Raw genomic sequence first — 15,216 nt, forward strand, 5'->3', positions numbered from 1 at the left:
TTGGACCAGACTAACCCCGCCGCCGCGAAGATAGTGAGCGGATCTCGCTCAGCGTCGCTCGCGCGCCGGCCCGCCCTCGCGACGGCGACGCGTCATATTGACGATGAGCAGCACGACGATGAGCACGAAACCGATCGGCAGTCCGAAGATCGGCAGCATGAGGACGTACGGCCACACGCCCTGGCTGAAGCCGTCGTCTGCGCCGGCGCCGGCCATGGTGCCGATCAGCACGGCGAGGAAGGCTGCGATCGAGAGCCCGATGGTCGCCGCGACCATGTACGCGAGCACGCGCTCGGCACGGTTGTCGGTCATCGGGGTCGCATCGTCCACCCTGCAAGGATACCGGCCGGATCCGGCCCTGTGCGCCGGGGCCCGCCGCCCTAGACTGGGGGAGGCGGCGCGCTGCATCCGCGCCGTCGGAAACGATGCGAGCGAGGTTTGCGATGCCCACTGGCAAGGTCAAGTTCTACGACGACGAGAAGGGGTTCGGGTTCATCAGCTCGGACGACGGTCAGGAGGTCTTCCTGCACGCCTCGGCCCTGCCCGACGGCGTGAGCGTGCGCGCGGGCTCCCGCATCGAGTTCGGCATCGCCGACGGCAAGCGCGGCCCGCAGGCCCTCTCGGTGCGCGTGCTCGAGCAGCCGCCGAGCATGGCCAAGCGCTCGCGCAAGCCCGCCGACGACATGGCCGTCATCGTCGAGGACCTCGTGAAGCTCCTGGACGGCATGGGCACGAACCTGAAGCGGGGCCGGTACCCCGAGGGGCAGCAGGCGCGCAAGGTCGCCGCGCTGCTGCGACGCGTCGCGGACGAGCTCGATGCCTGACGAGCGGATGCCCGAGGAACCGACCCCGGCCGCCGATCCGGTGCCCGAGGAGCCGACGCCGGCCGCCGATCCGGTGCTGCTGGCCGCCGCCGGTCTCGCGCGCGAGGCGCTGCTCGAGATCACCCCGGCCGCCACGATCGGCGATCAGGCCGGCTTCTCCGTCGAGGGCGAGCACGCGCTCACGCTGCGCTTCCACTCCCTCATGGAGGGCTACCCCGGCTGGGTCTGGACGGTGACGCTCGCGCGCGCCGACGGCGACGCCGAGCCGACCGTGCTGGAGACCGAGCTCATGCCGGCCGCCGGCGCCCTGCTCGCACCCGACTGGGTGCCGTGGTCGGAGCGCATGGCCGACTACCGCGCCGCCCAGGAGGCGCAGGCCGCGGCCTCGGACGACGACGCCGAAGAGGACACCGACGACGAGGACGCCGAGGACGTCGACGCGGATCACAGCGAGGACGAGTTCGACGACGACGACGAGGACGCCGACGAGGGCTTCGACGGCATCGACATCGACGCCCTCGCCGACGACGCGGACGACGCCGACGACGCCGATGCGGATGCGGATGCGGACGACGATGCCGACGACGACGCAGGCGAGCCCGACGAGGACGCGAGCGATGCCGACGATGCGGAGCGCGGCCCCGCGCCCGAGGACGCCGAGGCGCCGGAAGCGGGCTGACTAGCCGGCGTCGGGGTCCGGCTCGTCGCGGGCCTCGGCTGCGGCTGCGGCCTCCGCCGTCCTGGCGATCTCCTCGCGGCGCCGCCACTGGACGACGGCGAAGCCGCCGACGCCGAGCGCCACGCCGAGTGCGGAGGTCGTGAACCACCACCCGAGTCCGGCCTCGGCGAGCGGCTCGCGCCAGATCCAGCAGGCGAGCATCGCCAGGAGCCAGAGCACGGTGCCGGCGACGACCGCCTTCCGGGCATCCGCACGCACCGGTTCGGGATCGGGCCGTCGCTCCTGTTCGCTCAGCCAGAACCTCATGCCGTCGTCCCCCTTCGGCCTGTTCGCGTGGTGGTCAGTCGAGGCGCTCGAGCACCCAGTCGATGGATGCCGTGAGCGCGCGCACATCGTCGGGCTCGATCGCGGCGAAGGTCGCGATGCGCAGCTGGTTGCGGCCGAGCTTGCGGTACGGCTCGGTGTCGACGATGCCGTTCTCGCGCAGGATCTTCGCGATCCGGGCCGCGTCGACGGCCTCGTCGAAGTCGATCGTCACGACGACCTGCGAGCGGTCGGCCGGGTCGGCGACGAAGGGCGTCGCGCCTTCCGTGCGGGCCGCCCAGTCGTAGAGCACGCCGCTGGACTCGCGGGTCCGGGCATCCGTCCACGCGAGGCCGCCGTTGCCGTTCATCCACTCGAGCTGGTTCTCGAGCAGGAGCAGGGTGGCCAGGGCCGGAGTGTTCAGCGTCTGGTTCAGGCGCGAGTTGGCCAGCGCGTTCGCGAGGCTCAGGAACTCGGGGATGTATCGGCCGCTCGCCGCGACGCGCTCGATTCGCTCGGCGGCGGCGGGCGAGACGAGGGCGAACCACAGGCCGCCGTCGGAGGCGAAGTTCTTCTGCGGCGCGAAGTAGTAGACGTCGAACCGGGCGGGGTCGACCATGATGCCGCCGGCGGCGCTCGTGGCGTCGACGACCGTCAGGGCCCCCTCGTCGCCGGCGACCCGCTCGATGCGGGTCTGCACGCCGGTGGAGGTCTCGTTGTGCGGCCAGCCGTAGAGATCGACCCCGGCGAGCGGTTCGGGCGAAGCGCTCGTGCCGGGCTCGGCGCGGCGGACATCGGGCGCCTCGAGCCAGGGAGCTGCGGCGGCCTTGGCGAACTTCGACCCGAACTCGCCGAAGGCCGCGAGCTGGGCGCGGCGCTCGATGAGGCCGAAGGCGGCGGCATCCCAGAACGCGGTCGAGCCGCCGTTGCCGAGGATGACCTCGTACCCCTCGGGCAGCGCGAAGAGCTCGGAGAGCCCGGTGCGCACACGGCCGACGAGGTCCTTCACGGGGGCCTGCCGGTGGGAGGTGCCCATGATCTCCGCGCCTGGGCCGGCGAGGAAGGCGAGCTGCTCGGCACGCACCTTCGACGGGCCGCAGCCGAAGCGTCCGTCGGCGGGCAGAAGGGCGGAGGGGATCTCGAGGCTCGGCATGGATCGATTCTAGATCGGCCCGCGATCCCCGGCGTGTCGCCGGGTGCCGGTAAGCTTGGTGCGGCGCAGCAGGCGAGCGGAGGGAACGCGGTTGACCGATCTCATCGACACGACGGAGATGTATCTCCGGACGATCCTCGACCTCGAGGAGGAGAACATCGTGCCGCTGCGCGCGCGCATCTCCGAGCGCCTCGGGCACTCGGGCCCCACCGTTTCGCAGACGGTGGCGCGCATGGAACGCGACGGCCTCGTGGTGGTGTCGGGCGACCGGCACCTCGAACTCACCCCGGCCGGGCGGATGAAGGCCGTGCACGTCATGCGCAAGCACCGGCTCGCCGAGCGGCTCCTCTCCGACGTCATCGGCCTCGACTGGGCGTACGTGCACGACGAAGCCTGCCGCTGGGAGCACGTCATGAGCGAGCAGGTCGAGCGCCGCCTGATCGAGATCCTCGGCCGGCCGACCGAGTCGCCGTACGGCAACCCGATCCCGGCCCTCGAGGAGTTCGGCCTCGAACCGGCTGCGCCGTTCCTCGAGGGCGTCATCGGCATCCTCGACGCCGTCGAGGCCGCCGACGGGCCCGTGACCGCCGTCGTGCGGCGCCTCGCCGAGCCGGTCCAGTTCGACCCCGAGCTGCTCGTCGACCTGAAGGCGGCGGGCGTCATGCCCGGTGCGACGGCCCGGTTCTCCGCGGCCGGCGCGTTCGTCCGGGTCGAGGTCGAGGGTGCCGAGACGAGCCTCGAATTGCCCGCAGAGGTCGCCGCGCACATCTTCATCGAGACCCCCGCGGCCGCCGCCGAATCCTGAGAATCCTCACAGACTCCTCGCGTTCACGTGAAATCGGGTGTGACAAGCGCGGGCGGCTGTCGTAGTCTCGATCCCGTTCCTCGGAGTACCACCCGAGCCGAGGAACCCGGGATCGAGCCGCCTCCTTGTCCGTCTCTCGATCCGGGACCCGCATATGCGCCACGTGCGTGGAGACGGAGCAGCGACGAGTGCTGCGGGGCGCCGGAGGTACTGTTTTGGCTTCAACCCGACGCCACCGCACTCGCAAGACCCAGACCCGGGCTGTCGCCCCGGCCGAGCGGCGCATCACCGATCGCACGGCCGCGGCCCCGGCGAAACTGGCCTCGATCCGCCCGCTCCGTCGCGGTGGCGTCGCCAACGTCCTCGTGATGACGGCGTCCGCCGGACTCGTCGCGACCCTCGCCCTGCCCGCGTACGCGTTCGCTCCCGGTTCCGGCGGCCCGCAGTTCGGCGAGACCGATGCGAGCAAGGCCACCCGCACGGGCGCGCAGTCCGTCGCCGTCGACGGCGACGTCATCGAGGCCACCGTCTCCTCCGACGGCTATGCGGCCGTGAGCGGCGCCGAGATCGAGGCCGCCGCCGCAGCGGCGGAGGCCGAGGCGGCCCGGCAGGCGGCCGAGGCCGAGATGGCCGCGTACGCCGCCTCGTACGAGGGCCCGTCGGTCGAGGAGTACCTCGCGAACCCGCCGTACCCCGCCTACGACCTGCAGAGCGTCTACGACGTCGCCGCGCAGTACCAGGGCGTTCCCTACGTGTACGGGGGCGCGACCCCGGCCGGTTTCGACTGCTCGGGATTCGTGATGTACGTGTTCTCGCAGTTCGGCATCTCGATGCCGCACTCGGTGACCGGCCAGGCCGCAATGGGCAGCGTCATCTCCGAGGCCGATGCGGTACCCGGCGACCTCGTCATCATGGACGGCCACGACGGCTTCTACGCCGGCAACGGCATGATCCTGCACGCCCCGTACGAGGGGGCGTCGGTCAGAGTCCAGCCGCTGTGGACGAGCGACTACCAGATCGTGCGCATCGGCGTCTGAGCCAAGCCCAGAGCCTGTCGAATGGCGTGCCGGATCCGTCCGGCACGCCATTCGTGCTCTAGCCTGAACCCGACACGCAACACCTGACCTTCACGCGGCTGGAAGCCATCCAGTCTCGATCGAAAGGCGGCACATGCGCACCTTGGTGCTCAATGCGAGCTATGAACCGCTCGCGGTGGTTTCGTTCCGGCGAGCGGTGATGCTCGTCATGCACGGCAAGGCGGCCGTGCTCGCCCAGGACGAGGAGCACCCGGTGTGCGCGGCGAGCGGGCAGTGGCCGCGGCCATCCGTCATCCTCCTGCACCGCTACGTTCGGGCTCCGCACACCCGCCCGGTTCCGGTGACGCGTCGCGGCGTGCTGCGCCGTGACGAGCACCGCTGCGCGTACTGCGGTGCGCATGCGACGACGATCGACCACGTCGTGCCGCGCTCGCGCGGGGGAGCCGGCAGCTGGGAGAACCTGGTGGCCTGCTGCCTGCGCTGCAACAACCGCAAGAGCGATGCGACCCTCGCCGAGCTCGGCTGGGAGCTGCGGAGCGCGCCGACGCGTCCGGGCGGCCGAGGCTGGATCATCGGGGGCTTCGAGCGGCCTCTGCCCGAGTGGGGGGCGTACCTCGCCGCATGAACCGATGGTGACCGGAGCTCGAGCCGACCGTGCTGCGCGGGTGGATGCCCGCCTCGCCGCCATCGAACGGCGCGCCCGCGAGCGTTCCCTCGACGGCAAACGGGCGCCGATCCGCGTGTTCGGTGCGGTGTTCGCGGTGCCGGCCCTCGTCGCCACGGTCGCCCTGCCGGCCTACGGGTTCGCGGCCGGCGACGGGTGGCCGGCCGCGTCGCGTTTCGCCGCGGCCGAGGCGCAGGACGTGGACGTGTCGGCCCGGGTGACCGACCGGGCGATCTCGGCGGACGGGTATGCGGTGGTGACCTCCGCCGAGATCGAGCAGGCGCGTCTGGATGCGGAGGCCGCCGAGCGTGCCGAGCTCGCGGCCCGCGGCGGGGTCGGCGCCTATGCGCTCGTGACGGTGCAGGCCGAGGGCGACGATTACCCGTGGTGGGATCAGACGCCCGACGACTACGGCGGCGGGCTTTCGCCGCTCGGCTACTACTTCCGCGAGTGCGTGGACTTCGCGGCCTGGCGCCTGAACCGCGATGCGGGCGCGACGGGAGAGCCGTGGCGTTTCAGCTGGTCGTCGAGCGGGGCGGGCAGCGCGTATTCGTGGGCGGATGCGTGGGCGGGCAACGGATGGCCGACCTCGTCCGAGCCGGTGGTCGGTTCGATCGCGTGGTTCCCGTACAACCATGTCGCCTACGTGCAATCGGTGCCGGGCGACGGCACGGTGGTCATCGAGGAGTACAACCAGAACTCGGACCACTCGTATCATGTGCGCACGATCCCGGCCGGCGAGGCGCTCTACCTCTATCCGCCGGGCTGAGCGCCGGGGTTCACCAGGGCATCCGCATGACGCAGGCAGGGGCCGGCGTCGAAACGGTGTCGTGCACGCGGACGGGCACGCCGGCTTCGTCGAGGGCGAGGATCGCGATGGAGTCGGAGCCCTGGTCGGCCACGAGCAGGTACCGCTCGTCTTCGGTCAACTGCAGGTCGCGCGGGTGGCGCCCGCCGGTGGCGAGGGTGGCGAGGGCTTCGAGGCGGGGCCCTGCGGCATCGCGGACGAGTCGGAACGCGCGGATCGCGTCGTGGTCGCGGTCGCCGATGAGGACGACGCCGGTGCGGGTCTGGCGGATGCCGGAGCAGCCGAGCCCGCGGGGTTCGGCGTCGCCGATGGAGCCCCACCACAGTTCTTCGCCCCGGACGAGGTCGACGATGCTCGCGGTGCGGTCGAGTTCGTTGGCGACGATCGCGAGGTTGCCGTCGATGACGAGGTGGCGGGGGCCCGCGCCGGGGTGGATGACGATGTCGCGGTAGTCGGCGAGGGAGTCGGGGATCGCGTCGAGGGAGTGGACGTGGATGCGATCGGTTCCGAGGTCGGGCACGAGCAGGGTGCCGCGGGCGGCGTCGACGACGCACTGGTGCGGATGCGGGGCGCCCTGGCGGTCTGCGACGGGCCCGGAACCGGTGTAGGCGACGGTGACGGCGGCGTCGCCGGCGCCCTGCATGCCGAGGAAGTGGGCGGTAAGCGCGCCGCCGGCATAGTTGGCGACGAAGAGCCATTGCCCGTCGGGGCCGGCGAGGAGATGGCAGGGCCCGGCCGCGGTGCGGCCGGGGCCGTCGATCGGGCGGAGCACGCCGCCGCCGAGCGACCACGCGCTGACGAGGCCCTCGGCCTGTTCGTGCACGATGGTGAGGACGCCGACGCCTTCGGACCATTCGAGGTACATGGGGTTGGGGCCGACGTCGGTGGCCTCGCCGATCGACCAGGTGCCGTCGGCTTCGACGGCGAGCGGGCGGATGCCGGCCGCGACGCCGCCGAGCACGCCGGCCGTCGATGCGCCGATCCAGAAATCCGTGCCCTCGGTCATGTCCGCTCGACTTCCTGCGGCTCGGCCGCCTCGTGCCGGCCTTCGCCGGCGTCGGTCCGGGGCTCGCCCGCCCCACCGCCACGTTACCGGAGCCTGGCCGGACGGGACCCCGTGCGGGGGTGACGAGCGGCTAGACTCGACCGGTCAGCCTCTGTAGCTCAATGGAAGAGCATCTCCGTCCTAAGGAGCTGGTTGGGGGTTCGAGTCCCTCCAGGGGCACCGAATGGTGTCGGGTGGTGTCGATATGACACCGGAATGCTTGACGTGACACCAGAATGGTGTCACCATGGTGTCATGGACCTCACGGGATACGTCGACGACCTCCAGCAGCGACTCGCCTCGGCGGCCGCCATGGGCGGCGACGATGCCCGCGACCTCGCCCGACGGTTGAGCGAACCGCTCGACGCTGCCGTCCGGCTCGTGCTCTTCGAGGCCCTCGCCGCGGCCGCCGGCGAGATCACCGCCGAACTCGCACCGGGCTCGGTCGACGTGCGACTGCGCGGGCGCGAGCCCGAGTTCGTCGTCACCATGCCGGCCGGCCCCGACTTCGCCTCGGCCGAGGCCGCCGCCCTCGCCGCGGCACCCACGGCATCCATCGAGGCCGACGACGCGGCGACCACCACCCGCACGACCCTGCGCCTGCCCGACCACGTCAAGACCCGCGTCGAATCCGCCGCGGCGGCCGAGGGCCTCTCGGTCAACACCTGGCTCGTGCGCGCGGTCACCGCCGCCCTCGAGCCCGCCTCGAACCGGCGCGCAGCGCCCCGCGAGAGCCGCGGGCAGCATCTCACCGGCTGGGTGCGCTGAGGCGCACCCGGCGACACCGCACCGAACATCTCGCACGAACCGGCGGACCCCGCCGGGGCGCGAGCGACCCCAGAGGAGCGTCATCATGCCCGCATTCCCACACGACGGCCCCGTACGCGTGGTGCTCGACATCGCCTCCGGCGACGTCCGCATCGTCGCCGTACCGGACGGCGACCGCGCAAGCGTCGGGCTCCGCCCCGCCGACCCGGCCAAGAAGGGCGACGTGCAGGCCGCCGAGCGCGCCGAGGTCTCCTTCGCCGACGGCGTCCTCCGGGTCTCCAGCGCCGGCACCTGGCGTTCCGCGGCCATCTTCGGCGGCGGATCCCAGCACGTCGACATCGAGATCGAGGTGCCCGCCGGATCCCGCGTGCAGGGTGCGACGCGCTGGGGCTTCTTCGAAACCGAGGGCGAGCTCGGCACCGTCGACGTCCGCTCGAGCGGCGGCAATCTGCGCATCGACCGCGCCGACGGCCTCACCCTCCACGCCGCGGCCGGCGAGATCGCCATCGGCCGGGCCACCGGGCGCATCGCCCTCTCCTCGGCCGCAGGCACCATCCGCGCCCGGGAACTCGCCGGCGAAGCGACCGTGAAGAACGCCAACGGGCAGACCTCCATCGGGCGCAGCGACGGCGACCTCACCGTCAACGGCGCCCACGCCGCCGTCGAGATCCTCCGCGCACGAGGCCGGGTCACCGCCAAGACGGCTTCGGGAAGCATCACCGTGGAACGCGCCGACGGCGGGCAGCTCCGACTCGAGACCTCCTACGGCTCGATCGGCGTCGGCGTCGCGGCCGGCACCCCGACGTGGCTGGACATCGCCTCCGAACACGGCCAGGTGCGAAGCAGCCTCGAAGCGGCCGATCAGCCCGCCGCCGACGAGGCGGAACCGCTCGAGATCCGCGCCCGATCCACCTGGGGCGATGTGCGCATCCACCGGGCCGATGACTGAGCGGCCGACGCGGCGAACCATCCGAAGAACGGAGCAGACCATGACCACGACCGCCTCGCACACCGCCGCGATCGCCGCGACGGGCATCACCAAGGCCTTCGGCACGCTCGACGTGCTGCGCGGTGTGGACCTGAACGTCGAACCGGGCAGCATCCTCGCCCTGCTCGGCTCGAACGGGGCCGGCAAGACGACCCTCGTGAAGATCCTCGCCACCCTCATCCATGCGGATGCCGGAACCGCGCTCGTGCACGGCTTCGACGTCGCCGACGAGCCCGCTCGGGTCCGCGAGTCCGTCAGCCTCACCGGGCAGTTCGCGGCCGTCGACGAGGTGCTCACCGGCCGCGAGAACCTCGTGCTCGTCGCCCGGCTCCGTCATGTGCGCGAGCCGGCGGCCGTCGCGGCCGAGCTGCTCGCGCGATTCTCCCTCGCCGATGCCGCCGACCGTCGCGCCGGCACGTACTCGGGCGGGATGCGACGCCGGCTCGACATCGCGATGAGCCTCATCGGCGACCCGCCGGTGATCTTCCTCGACGAACCGACGACGGGCCTCGACCCCGAGGCCCGCCTCGAAGTCTGGGACGCCGTCAGGCAGCTCGCCGCGGGCGGCACCACCGTGCTCCTGACCACCCAGTACCTCGACGAGGCCGAACAGCTCGCGGATCGCATCGCGATCCTGCACGAGGGGCGCATCCGCGTCGACGGCACCCTCGCCGAGCTCAAGCGCCTCCTGCCGCCGGCCGAAGTCCAGTACGTCGAGAAGCAGCCGAGCCTCGAGGACGTGTTCCTGAGCCTCGTCGGCGCCCGCGGCCCCGAATCCGGCGAACGCGGCGCCGAGGCCGACGACTCCGAAAGGAAACCACGCTCATGACCACGCACCTCATCGGCGACACCGCCGTGCTCACCGGGCGCTCCCTGCGCCACGTCACCCGCAGCATGGACACCGTCATCACGACCGCGGTCACGCCCATCGCGATCATGCTGCTGTTCGTCTTCGTTTTCGGAGGCGCGATCGACGCGGGCGACGTGCCCTATATCGCGTACCTGCTGCCGGGCATCCTGCTCATCACCATCGCCACGGGCGTCGGATACACCTCGTACCGGTTGTTCCTCGACCGGCAGAGCGGCATCTTCGCCCGCTTCCGGTCGATGCCGATCGCCGGATCGTCGGTGCTGTGGGCGCACGTGCTGACCTCCGTCGTGGCGAACGCGGTCTCGGTCGTGCTCGTCGTGCTCGTGGCCCTGCTCCTCGGGTTCCGCTCGGGCGCCGGGGTGCTCGAATGGCTCGCGGTCGGCGGGATCCTCCTCGTCTTCACCCTCGCGCTGACCTGGGTGTCGGTGATCGCCGGCCTCACGGCCAAGACCGTCGACGGGGCGAGCGCGCTGTCGTATCCGCTCATCTTCCTGCCCTTCATCAGCTCGGCGTTCGTGCCGACCGAATCGATGCCGGCCCCGGTGCGCTGGTTCGCCGAGAACCAGCCGGTCACCTCGATCGTGGACTCGGTCCGGGCGCTCATGACCGGGCAGCCGGTCGGGTCCGAGCTGTGGATCGCCCTCGCGTGGTGCGTCGGCATCCTGCTCGTCGCCGCGGCCGTCGCCACGGCCACCCACCGCCGCCGCCGCGAATAGGAGCGGCCGCCCCGCAGCGCCGGACTTCGCAGCTTCGGCGCGGTGACGCGCGAGCGGGGGCATCGACCTGCCCGCCTCCAGGGCGTAGCTTGGGGGGTGGATGCCGCAGCGCGCGGCACGGAGGGGGAACGATGTCCGCACGAATCGTCATCGGCGTCAACGGGTCGCCCGCGGATCGGCGCACCGCGAGGTGGGCCGCGATCCGCGCGGCCGAGACCGGCGAGAGCCTCGAGTTCGTGCACGTCGTCGACGAGGCGATCCGCGCGACCGGCAATGCCGATTTCCTGCTCGCGGCCCAGTCGGCGGCGCGCACCTTCATCGACGAGGCCGTCGCGATCGCCCGGTCCATCGCGCCCGAGGCGACGATCGAGACCGAGATCGAGCAAGGCGATCCGTTCCGCATCATCGGCGAGCATGCGGAGGATGCGTCGCTGCTCGTCGTCGGCAGCGACTGGACGGGCGGCGAACGGCCCACCACACGCGGCACGAAGAGCCTGCGGTTCGCGGCGACCAGCCATGACGTGCCGGTCGCGATCGTGCCCGACATCGAGGTCGGCGAACGACCCGGCGTCGTCGTCGGCGTCGACGGATCCGAGATCGCCCAGCGGGCGCTCGAGTTCGCGGCCGGCGAGGCCGAGCGGCGCGGCGGCCCGCTCATCGTGATCCATGCCTGGACCATCCCGCTGCTGGCCGACTACAACTACGGCTTCGAGTACGCGTACACGGCCGACTACGCGAAGGACCTGGACGAGGGGGCGCGGGCCGAGCTCGACGCGGCCCTCGAGGGGTTCGCCGAACGCCACCCGGGCCTGGATGTGCGCAAGGTCGTCGTGCAGGACGACCCGGTCGTCGCGCTCACCGAGGCGGCCGGGCAGCGGGCGCTGCTGGTCGTCGGCACGCACGGGCGCGGGGCGATCGCCAGGCTGTTCCTCGGCTCGGTCAGCCACGGGGTGCTCACCAACATGGTCGCGCCGACCGTGCTCGTGCAGTAGGGGTCCGGTCTCAGCCCTCGGCGGCGCTCATGCGCCCGGGGCGGTGCGGCGCGCCTCGCGGCGGCGCAGGGCGCTCGAGAGCACCGCGAGCGGGATGAGGGTCAGCCACGACCACCGCGCCGCATCCGCACCCCAGATGTAGGCGACGCCGATCGAGGCGAGGAAGACGCCGACGGCGCACACGGCATCGAAGAGCCGGAGGATTTCGATCCGCGGAGACAGCCGGACCCGCAACATGCCCTGTGCCCGCGCGCACCAGTAGAGCGCGGAATTGGCGATGCCTGCCGCGGAGACGTCGATCGCATAGAGGGCGACGGCCAGTGGCGTCCCGGACGTGGCAGGGTCGCTGAGCCCCTGCGTCGTGAAGGGGATGAGGACGACACAGGCGAGGGCGACGAAGCTCACGACGATGAGCAGGGTCGTCAGCCCCGCCATGGCCGAAAGCAGCCAATGGTTCAGGCGCCAGAACACGGCCACGACGAGGAAGCTCATGGCGAATCCCAGCAGATGACCGCCGAGGCCGGCATCGAGCAGTGCGGGAAGCGAACCCCAGGCGGAGGCCGGAGGAGGTTCGACGTTGACGACGAGCAGGGTCAGGGCGAACGCGTATGCGGCGTCGAAGAAGGCGACCGCCCGGCCGTACTCGAGCGAATCGCGCGCGTAGCGATACATCGCCGCCCCCATAGGGCGAGTGTACGACGCGGGCGCTGCGCGGCCGGGCTCCTCAGGAGAAGTCGGCCGCGCGCTGCCAGGCGGCGATGTACGCCTTGTCGTTCGGGCCGAGGTGCACGCCGCGGCCGGGCACGGGCACGGGCGGCAGGCCGCACAGCTCGCGGATGTGGAGGATCGTGCCGCTGCGCACGGGTGCGTCGAGGTCGGCGAGGATCTCGCGCTTCAGTTCGCGGTCGAGGGCCGGCCACCAGGTGCCGACGGAGGGCAGGACGGGTTCGGGGATCCGGTGGGGGAGCGCGTCGCGGCTCGGGAGCGTGGTGCTCATCGGGGGCCTCCGTGGATCGCATTCGCCTGTCGGCGGGCGCGCGTCATCTCGTTCTCGGGCATTCGCATCTCCTCATGGACGGCTCGACACTGAGACCGGCCGCTATCGACCTTAGGCGAGACCGCCGACATCCGACAGGGCCGCGCGCCGAATCGCGCCGGGCCTGCGGTTTCGTCTCAGAGCGGGGTGCGCAGCCCCGCCGAGAGGGCGGTGTGATGCTCGAAGACGAGGTGCGTCTCGGTGAGTGCGACGGCCGGATTGGCCGAGAGGTTCTTCAGCACGAACTGGCGCACATGCGCGCTGTCGCGCACCCGGACGTGGATCAGGAAGTCCTCGGTGCCGCCGAGGAAGAACAACTGGGCGACCTCGGGTTCGCGGCGCAGTTCGTCGGAGATCTGCTCCATGAGGTGCCTGGCGCCGGGGCGGATGCGCACGCTCACGAGCGCCTGCAGGGTGAAGCCGAGGGCGGCGGGGTCGATCTCGGCGGTGTACCTCGTGATGACGCCGCGCTCGCGCAGCGAGCGGACCCGGGCGAGGCAGGTCGAGGGCGAGACGCCGACGGCGCGGGCGAGTTCGACGTTCGGGATCCTCGCGTTCTCGTGCAGCAGGGCGATGATCTCGCGGTCGATCGCGTCGAGCTGTGCGGGTGCGGCCGGCGCGTCGTCGTTCGGCAGAGCGGGCATCATCGGCCTCCGTTCCGAATGGATGCCGCGAAGGAGGCATCCATACCGAATTCTATGCGGTGAGTCTTCCGAAACGACGAACGACCGGTCACGATGAAGCCATCCACCCCAGCCTGCGTTCGGAGACCACCATGCTGATCGGCGTGCCCGCTGAGATCAAGAACACCGAGTTCCGCGTCGCCATCACCCCGGCCGGTGCGCACTCGCTCACCGCCCGGGGCCACCGCGTCCTCGTCGAGCACGACGCCGGTGCCGGATCCGGCTATCTCGATGCCGAGTACGCCGCCGCCGGCGCCGAGATCGTCGGCGACGCCGGCGACGTCTGGGCGGCCGGGCTCGTGCTCAAGGTCAAGGAGCCGATCCGGCCCGAGTACGGCTACCTCCGCCCCGACCTCACCCTCTTCACCTACCTGCACCTCGCCGCCGATCTGCCCCTCACGCGCGCGATCCTCGAGTCGGGCGTCACCGCGATCGCCTACGAGACCGTGCAGCTCGCCGACCGTTCCCTGCCGCTGCTGACCCCCATGAGCGAGGTCGCCGGCCGGCTCGCGCCCCTCGAAGGGGCTGCGCAGCTGCACGCTTCGGAGCGGGGCGGCCGCGGCATCCTGCTCGCGGGCGTGCCGGGCACCGCGAAGGCGAAGGTCGTCGTCATCGGCGGCGGCGTCGCCGGCGAGCAGGCGGCGGCGGGCGCGCTCGGCATGGGCGCCGACGTCACCGTGATCGATATCTCCCTGCCGCGTCTGCGCGAGCTCGACGCCCGCTACGGCGGGCGCATCCGCACCCTCGCCTCCTCACCCTACGAGATCGCCAGGCAGCTGCGCGACGCCGACCTCGTGATCGGGGCCGTGCTCGTCCCCGGCGCCGCGGCACCCAAAGTCGTCACCGACGAGATGGTCGCCGCGATGCGGCCGGGCGCCGTGCTCGTCGACATCGCCGTCGACCAGGGCGGCTGCTTCGAGGGCACACGGCCGACGACGCACGCCGAGCCCACGTTCCGGGTGCACGACGCCGTCTACTACTGCGTCGCGAACATGCCGGGGGCGGTGCCGGTGACCTCCACGCCCGCGCTCACGAACGCGACCCTGCCCTACGTGCTGAAGATCGCCGACGCGGGCTGGCGCGAGGCGCTCGCCGCCGACCCCGCGCTCGCCAAAGGCCTGAACGCATCCGGCGGCCGGATCGCGAACGCGGGCGTCGCCGCGGCGCACGGGCTGGAGGTCGAGGCGGTGCTGTGACCGGGCCGGCCGCCGCGCCCGTCAGCTGAGGGTGAGGAACAGCTTCTCGAGCTCGTCGACCGTGAGGCGTTCGTGCCCGGCATCCACTGCGTCGTCGGCGTCTGCTGCGGGCTCGGCGAGGCAGTCGCGCATCGCCTGCGAGATGATCGCGAACCCGGCCTTGTCGAGCGCGCTCGACACCGCGGCCAGCTGCGTGACGACCTCGCGGCACTCGCCGCCCGACTCGACGGCGTCGATGACGGCGTTCAGCTGCCCGCGGGCGCGCTTCAACCGGTTCAGCACGCGCCGGTCGGGCGCCTGGGCGTTCATTCGCGGCCGCCGATGACGACGGGCAGGCCCTGGCGGTGCCATTCGGTGATGCCACCGGTGATGTTCACGGCGTCGACGCCCTGGGCGGCGAGGAACTCGGTGGCCTGCGCGCTGCGGCCGCCGGAGTGGCAGAGGACGTGGACGGTGCGGTCCGTCGGCACCTCGCCGAGGCGCGCGACGAGTTCGCCGAGCGGGATGTCCAGGGTGCCGTCGAGGCGGGCCTGGGCGAGTTCGACGGGCTCGCGCACGTCGAGGATGAGCGCGTCCTCGCCCTTGGCGTGGACGTCTGCGGGGGTGATGTGCTGCATGTCGTGCTCCGTTCGGGGGTGGATGGTCGTG

At 71.9% G+C, this 15,216-nt stretch carries 21 protein-coding genes and 1 tRNA gene; 13 read left to right on the plus strand and 9 right to left on the minus strand.

Features of this window, described 5'->3' with window-relative positions; translation table 11 throughout:
* Positions 1 to 48: 48 nt before the first annotated feature.
* Complete coding sequence (locus tag G127AT_RS11910; protein ID WP_210897159.1) at positions 49 to 330, minus strand: hypothetical protein; 282 nt, start codon at positions 328 to 330, stop codon at positions 49 to 51.
* Between the two features lie 113 nt (positions 331 to 443).
* Here G127AT_RS11910 and G127AT_RS11915 point away from each other — a divergent pair, with 113 nt between their 5' ends.
* Together G127AT_RS11915 and G127AT_RS11920 are read left to right on the plus strand one after the other, a co-directional pair.
* Positions 444 to 824, plus strand: coding sequence for a cold-shock protein (locus G127AT_RS11915; RefSeq protein WP_210897161.1), 381 nt, complete (start codon positions 444 to 446; stop codon positions 822 to 824).
* Positions 817 to 1,503, plus strand: a complete 687-nt coding sequence (locus G127AT_RS11920) for a DUF3027 domain-containing protein (protein ID WP_244857558.1) — start codon at positions 817 to 819, stop codon at positions 1,501 to 1,503. The genes G127AT_RS11915 and G127AT_RS11920 overlap by 8 nt, the downstream gene beginning before the upstream one ends.
* On the opposite strand, the gene G127AT_RS11925 is transcribed toward G127AT_RS11920, so the two are convergent.
* Complete coding sequence (locus tag G127AT_RS11925) at positions 1,504 to 1,809, minus strand: DUF2530 domain-containing protein (protein ID WP_210897163.1); 306 nt, start codon at positions 1,807 to 1,809, stop codon at positions 1,504 to 1,506.
* A gap of 34 nt (positions 1,810 to 1,843) precedes the next feature.
* Positions 1,844 to 2,959 carry a phosphoserine transaminase gene (gene serC / locus G127AT_RS11930; protein ID WP_210897165.1) on the minus strand — a complete coding sequence of 372 codons (1,116 nt, stop codon included), beginning with the start codon at positions 2,957 to 2,959 and terminating at the stop codon, positions 1,844 to 1,846.
* 91 nt (positions 2,960 to 3,050) lie between these two features.
* Between serC and G127AT_RS11935 the strand changes: the two genes are divergently transcribed.
* The 4 genes from G127AT_RS11935 (at position 3,051) to G127AT_RS11950 (ending at position 6,234) form a co-directional block, all read left to right on the plus strand.
* The gene (locus G127AT_RS11935) at positions 3,051 to 3,764 is read left to right on the plus strand and encodes an iron-dependent transcriptional repressor DtxR (protein ID WP_210897167.1); all 714 of its coding nucleotides are present in this window, start codon (positions 3,051 to 3,053) and stop codon (positions 3,762 to 3,764) included.
* A gap of 215 nt (positions 3,765 to 3,979) precedes the next feature.
* Positions 3,980 to 4,801, plus strand: a complete 822-nt coding sequence (locus G127AT_RS11940) for a C40 family peptidase (protein ID WP_244857559.1) — start codon at positions 3,980 to 3,982, stop codon at positions 4,799 to 4,801.
* Positions 4,802 to 4,934: 133 nt separating this feature from the next.
* On the plus strand, positions 4,935 to 5,426 hold the full coding sequence (locus G127AT_RS11945; RefSeq protein ID WP_210897169.1) for an HNH endonuclease: 492 nt from the start codon (positions 4,935 to 4,937) through the stop codon (positions 5,424 to 5,426).
* 7 nt (positions 5,427 to 5,433) lie between these two features.
* Positions 5,434 to 6,234 carry a CHAP domain-containing protein gene (locus tag G127AT_RS11950; RefSeq protein ID WP_210897171.1) on the plus strand — a complete coding sequence of 267 codons (801 nt, stop codon included), beginning with the start codon at positions 5,434 to 5,436 and terminating at the stop codon, positions 6,232 to 6,234.
* Positions 6,235 to 6,244: 10 nt separating this feature from the next.
* Here the strand turns inward: G127AT_RS11950 and G127AT_RS11955 are convergent, their stop codons facing one another.
* On the minus strand, positions 6,245 to 7,279 hold the full coding sequence (locus tag G127AT_RS11955) for a lactonase family protein (RefSeq protein ID WP_210897174.1): 1,035 nt from the start codon (positions 7,277 to 7,279) through the stop codon (positions 6,245 to 6,247).
* A 147-nt stretch (positions 7,280 to 7,426) separates the two neighbouring features.
* Here G127AT_RS11955 and G127AT_RS11960 point away from each other — a divergent pair.
* The 6 genes from G127AT_RS11960 (at position 7,427) to G127AT_RS11985 (ending at position 11,653) form a co-directional block, all read left to right on the plus strand.
* Positions 7,427 to 7,498: transfer RNA gene (locus G127AT_RS11960), tRNA-Arg, on the plus strand.
* A 75-nt stretch (positions 7,499 to 7,573) separates the two neighbouring features.
* The gene (locus G127AT_RS11965) at positions 7,574 to 8,086 is read left to right on the plus strand and encodes a histidine kinase (RefSeq protein ID WP_210897176.1); all 513 of its coding nucleotides are present in this window, start codon (positions 7,574 to 7,576) and stop codon (positions 8,084 to 8,086) included.
* Between the two features lie 85 nt (positions 8,087 to 8,171).
* Positions 8,172 to 9,035, plus strand: coding sequence for a DUF4097 family beta strand repeat-containing protein (locus G127AT_RS11970; RefSeq protein ID WP_210897177.1), 864 nt, complete (start codon positions 8,172 to 8,174; stop codon positions 9,033 to 9,035).
* Between the two features lie 40 nt (positions 9,036 to 9,075).
* A complete protein-coding gene (locus G127AT_RS11975) occupies positions 9,076 to 9,903 on the plus strand; it encodes an ABC transporter ATP-binding protein (RefSeq protein WP_210897179.1) in 828 nt (275 codons plus the stop codon).
* A complete protein-coding gene (locus G127AT_RS11980) occupies positions 9,900 to 10,661 on the plus strand; it encodes an ABC transporter permease (RefSeq protein WP_210897181.1) in 762 nt (253 codons plus the stop codon). The genes G127AT_RS11975 and G127AT_RS11980 overlap by 4 nt, the downstream gene beginning before the upstream one ends.
* 131 nt (positions 10,662 to 10,792) lie before the next feature.
* The gene (locus G127AT_RS11985; RefSeq protein ID WP_210897183.1) at positions 10,793 to 11,653 is read left to right on the plus strand and encodes a universal stress protein; all 861 of its coding nucleotides are present in this window, start codon (positions 10,793 to 10,795) and stop codon (positions 11,651 to 11,653) included.
* 27 nt (positions 11,654 to 11,680) lie between these two features.
* On the opposite strand, the gene G127AT_RS11990 is transcribed toward G127AT_RS11985, so the two are convergent.
* From G127AT_RS11990 to G127AT_RS12000, 3 genes are all read right to left on the minus strand, one after another.
* On the minus strand, positions 11,681 to 12,337 hold the full coding sequence (locus G127AT_RS11990) for a TMEM175 family protein (RefSeq protein ID WP_210897185.1): 657 nt from the start codon (positions 12,335 to 12,337) through the stop codon (positions 11,681 to 11,683).
* 40 nt (positions 12,338 to 12,377) lie between these two features.
* A complete protein-coding gene (locus tag G127AT_RS11995) occupies positions 12,378 to 12,650 on the minus strand; it encodes a hypothetical protein (protein WP_210897187.1) in 273 nt (90 codons plus the stop codon).
* Between the two features lie 176 nt (positions 12,651 to 12,826).
* Complete coding sequence (locus tag G127AT_RS12000) at positions 12,827 to 13,333, minus strand: Lrp/AsnC family transcriptional regulator (RefSeq protein WP_210897189.1); 507 nt, start codon at positions 13,331 to 13,333, stop codon at positions 12,827 to 12,829.
* Between the two features lie 131 nt (positions 13,334 to 13,464).
* Here G127AT_RS12000 and ald point away from each other — a divergent pair, with 131 nt between their 5' ends.
* Positions 13,465 to 14,568, plus strand: a complete 1,104-nt coding sequence (gene ald / locus G127AT_RS12005) for an alanine dehydrogenase (RefSeq protein WP_210897191.1) — start codon at positions 13,465 to 13,467, stop codon at positions 14,566 to 14,568.
* A gap of 21 nt (positions 14,569 to 14,589) precedes the next feature.
* On the opposite strand, the gene G127AT_RS12010 is transcribed toward ald, so the two are convergent.
* Together G127AT_RS12010 and G127AT_RS12015 are read right to left on the minus strand one after the other, a co-directional pair.
* Complete coding sequence (locus tag G127AT_RS12010) at positions 14,590 to 14,877, minus strand: metal-sensitive transcriptional regulator (RefSeq protein ID WP_210897193.1); 288 nt, start codon at positions 14,875 to 14,877, stop codon at positions 14,590 to 14,592.
* Positions 14,874 to 15,185 carry a rhodanese-like domain-containing protein gene (locus G127AT_RS12015; RefSeq protein ID WP_210897195.1) on the minus strand — a complete coding sequence of 104 codons (312 nt, stop codon included), beginning with the start codon at positions 15,183 to 15,185 and terminating at the stop codon, positions 14,874 to 14,876. The genes G127AT_RS12010 and G127AT_RS12015 overlap by 4 nt, the downstream gene beginning before the upstream one ends.
* Positions 15,186 to 15,216 lie beyond the last annotated feature (31 nt).

The sequence above is a fragment of the Agromyces archimandritae genome (assembly GCF_018024495.1).
In the GTDB taxonomy this organism is placed as follows: domain Bacteria; phylum Actinomycetota; class Actinomycetes; order Actinomycetales; family Microbacteriaceae; genus Agromyces; species Agromyces archimandritae.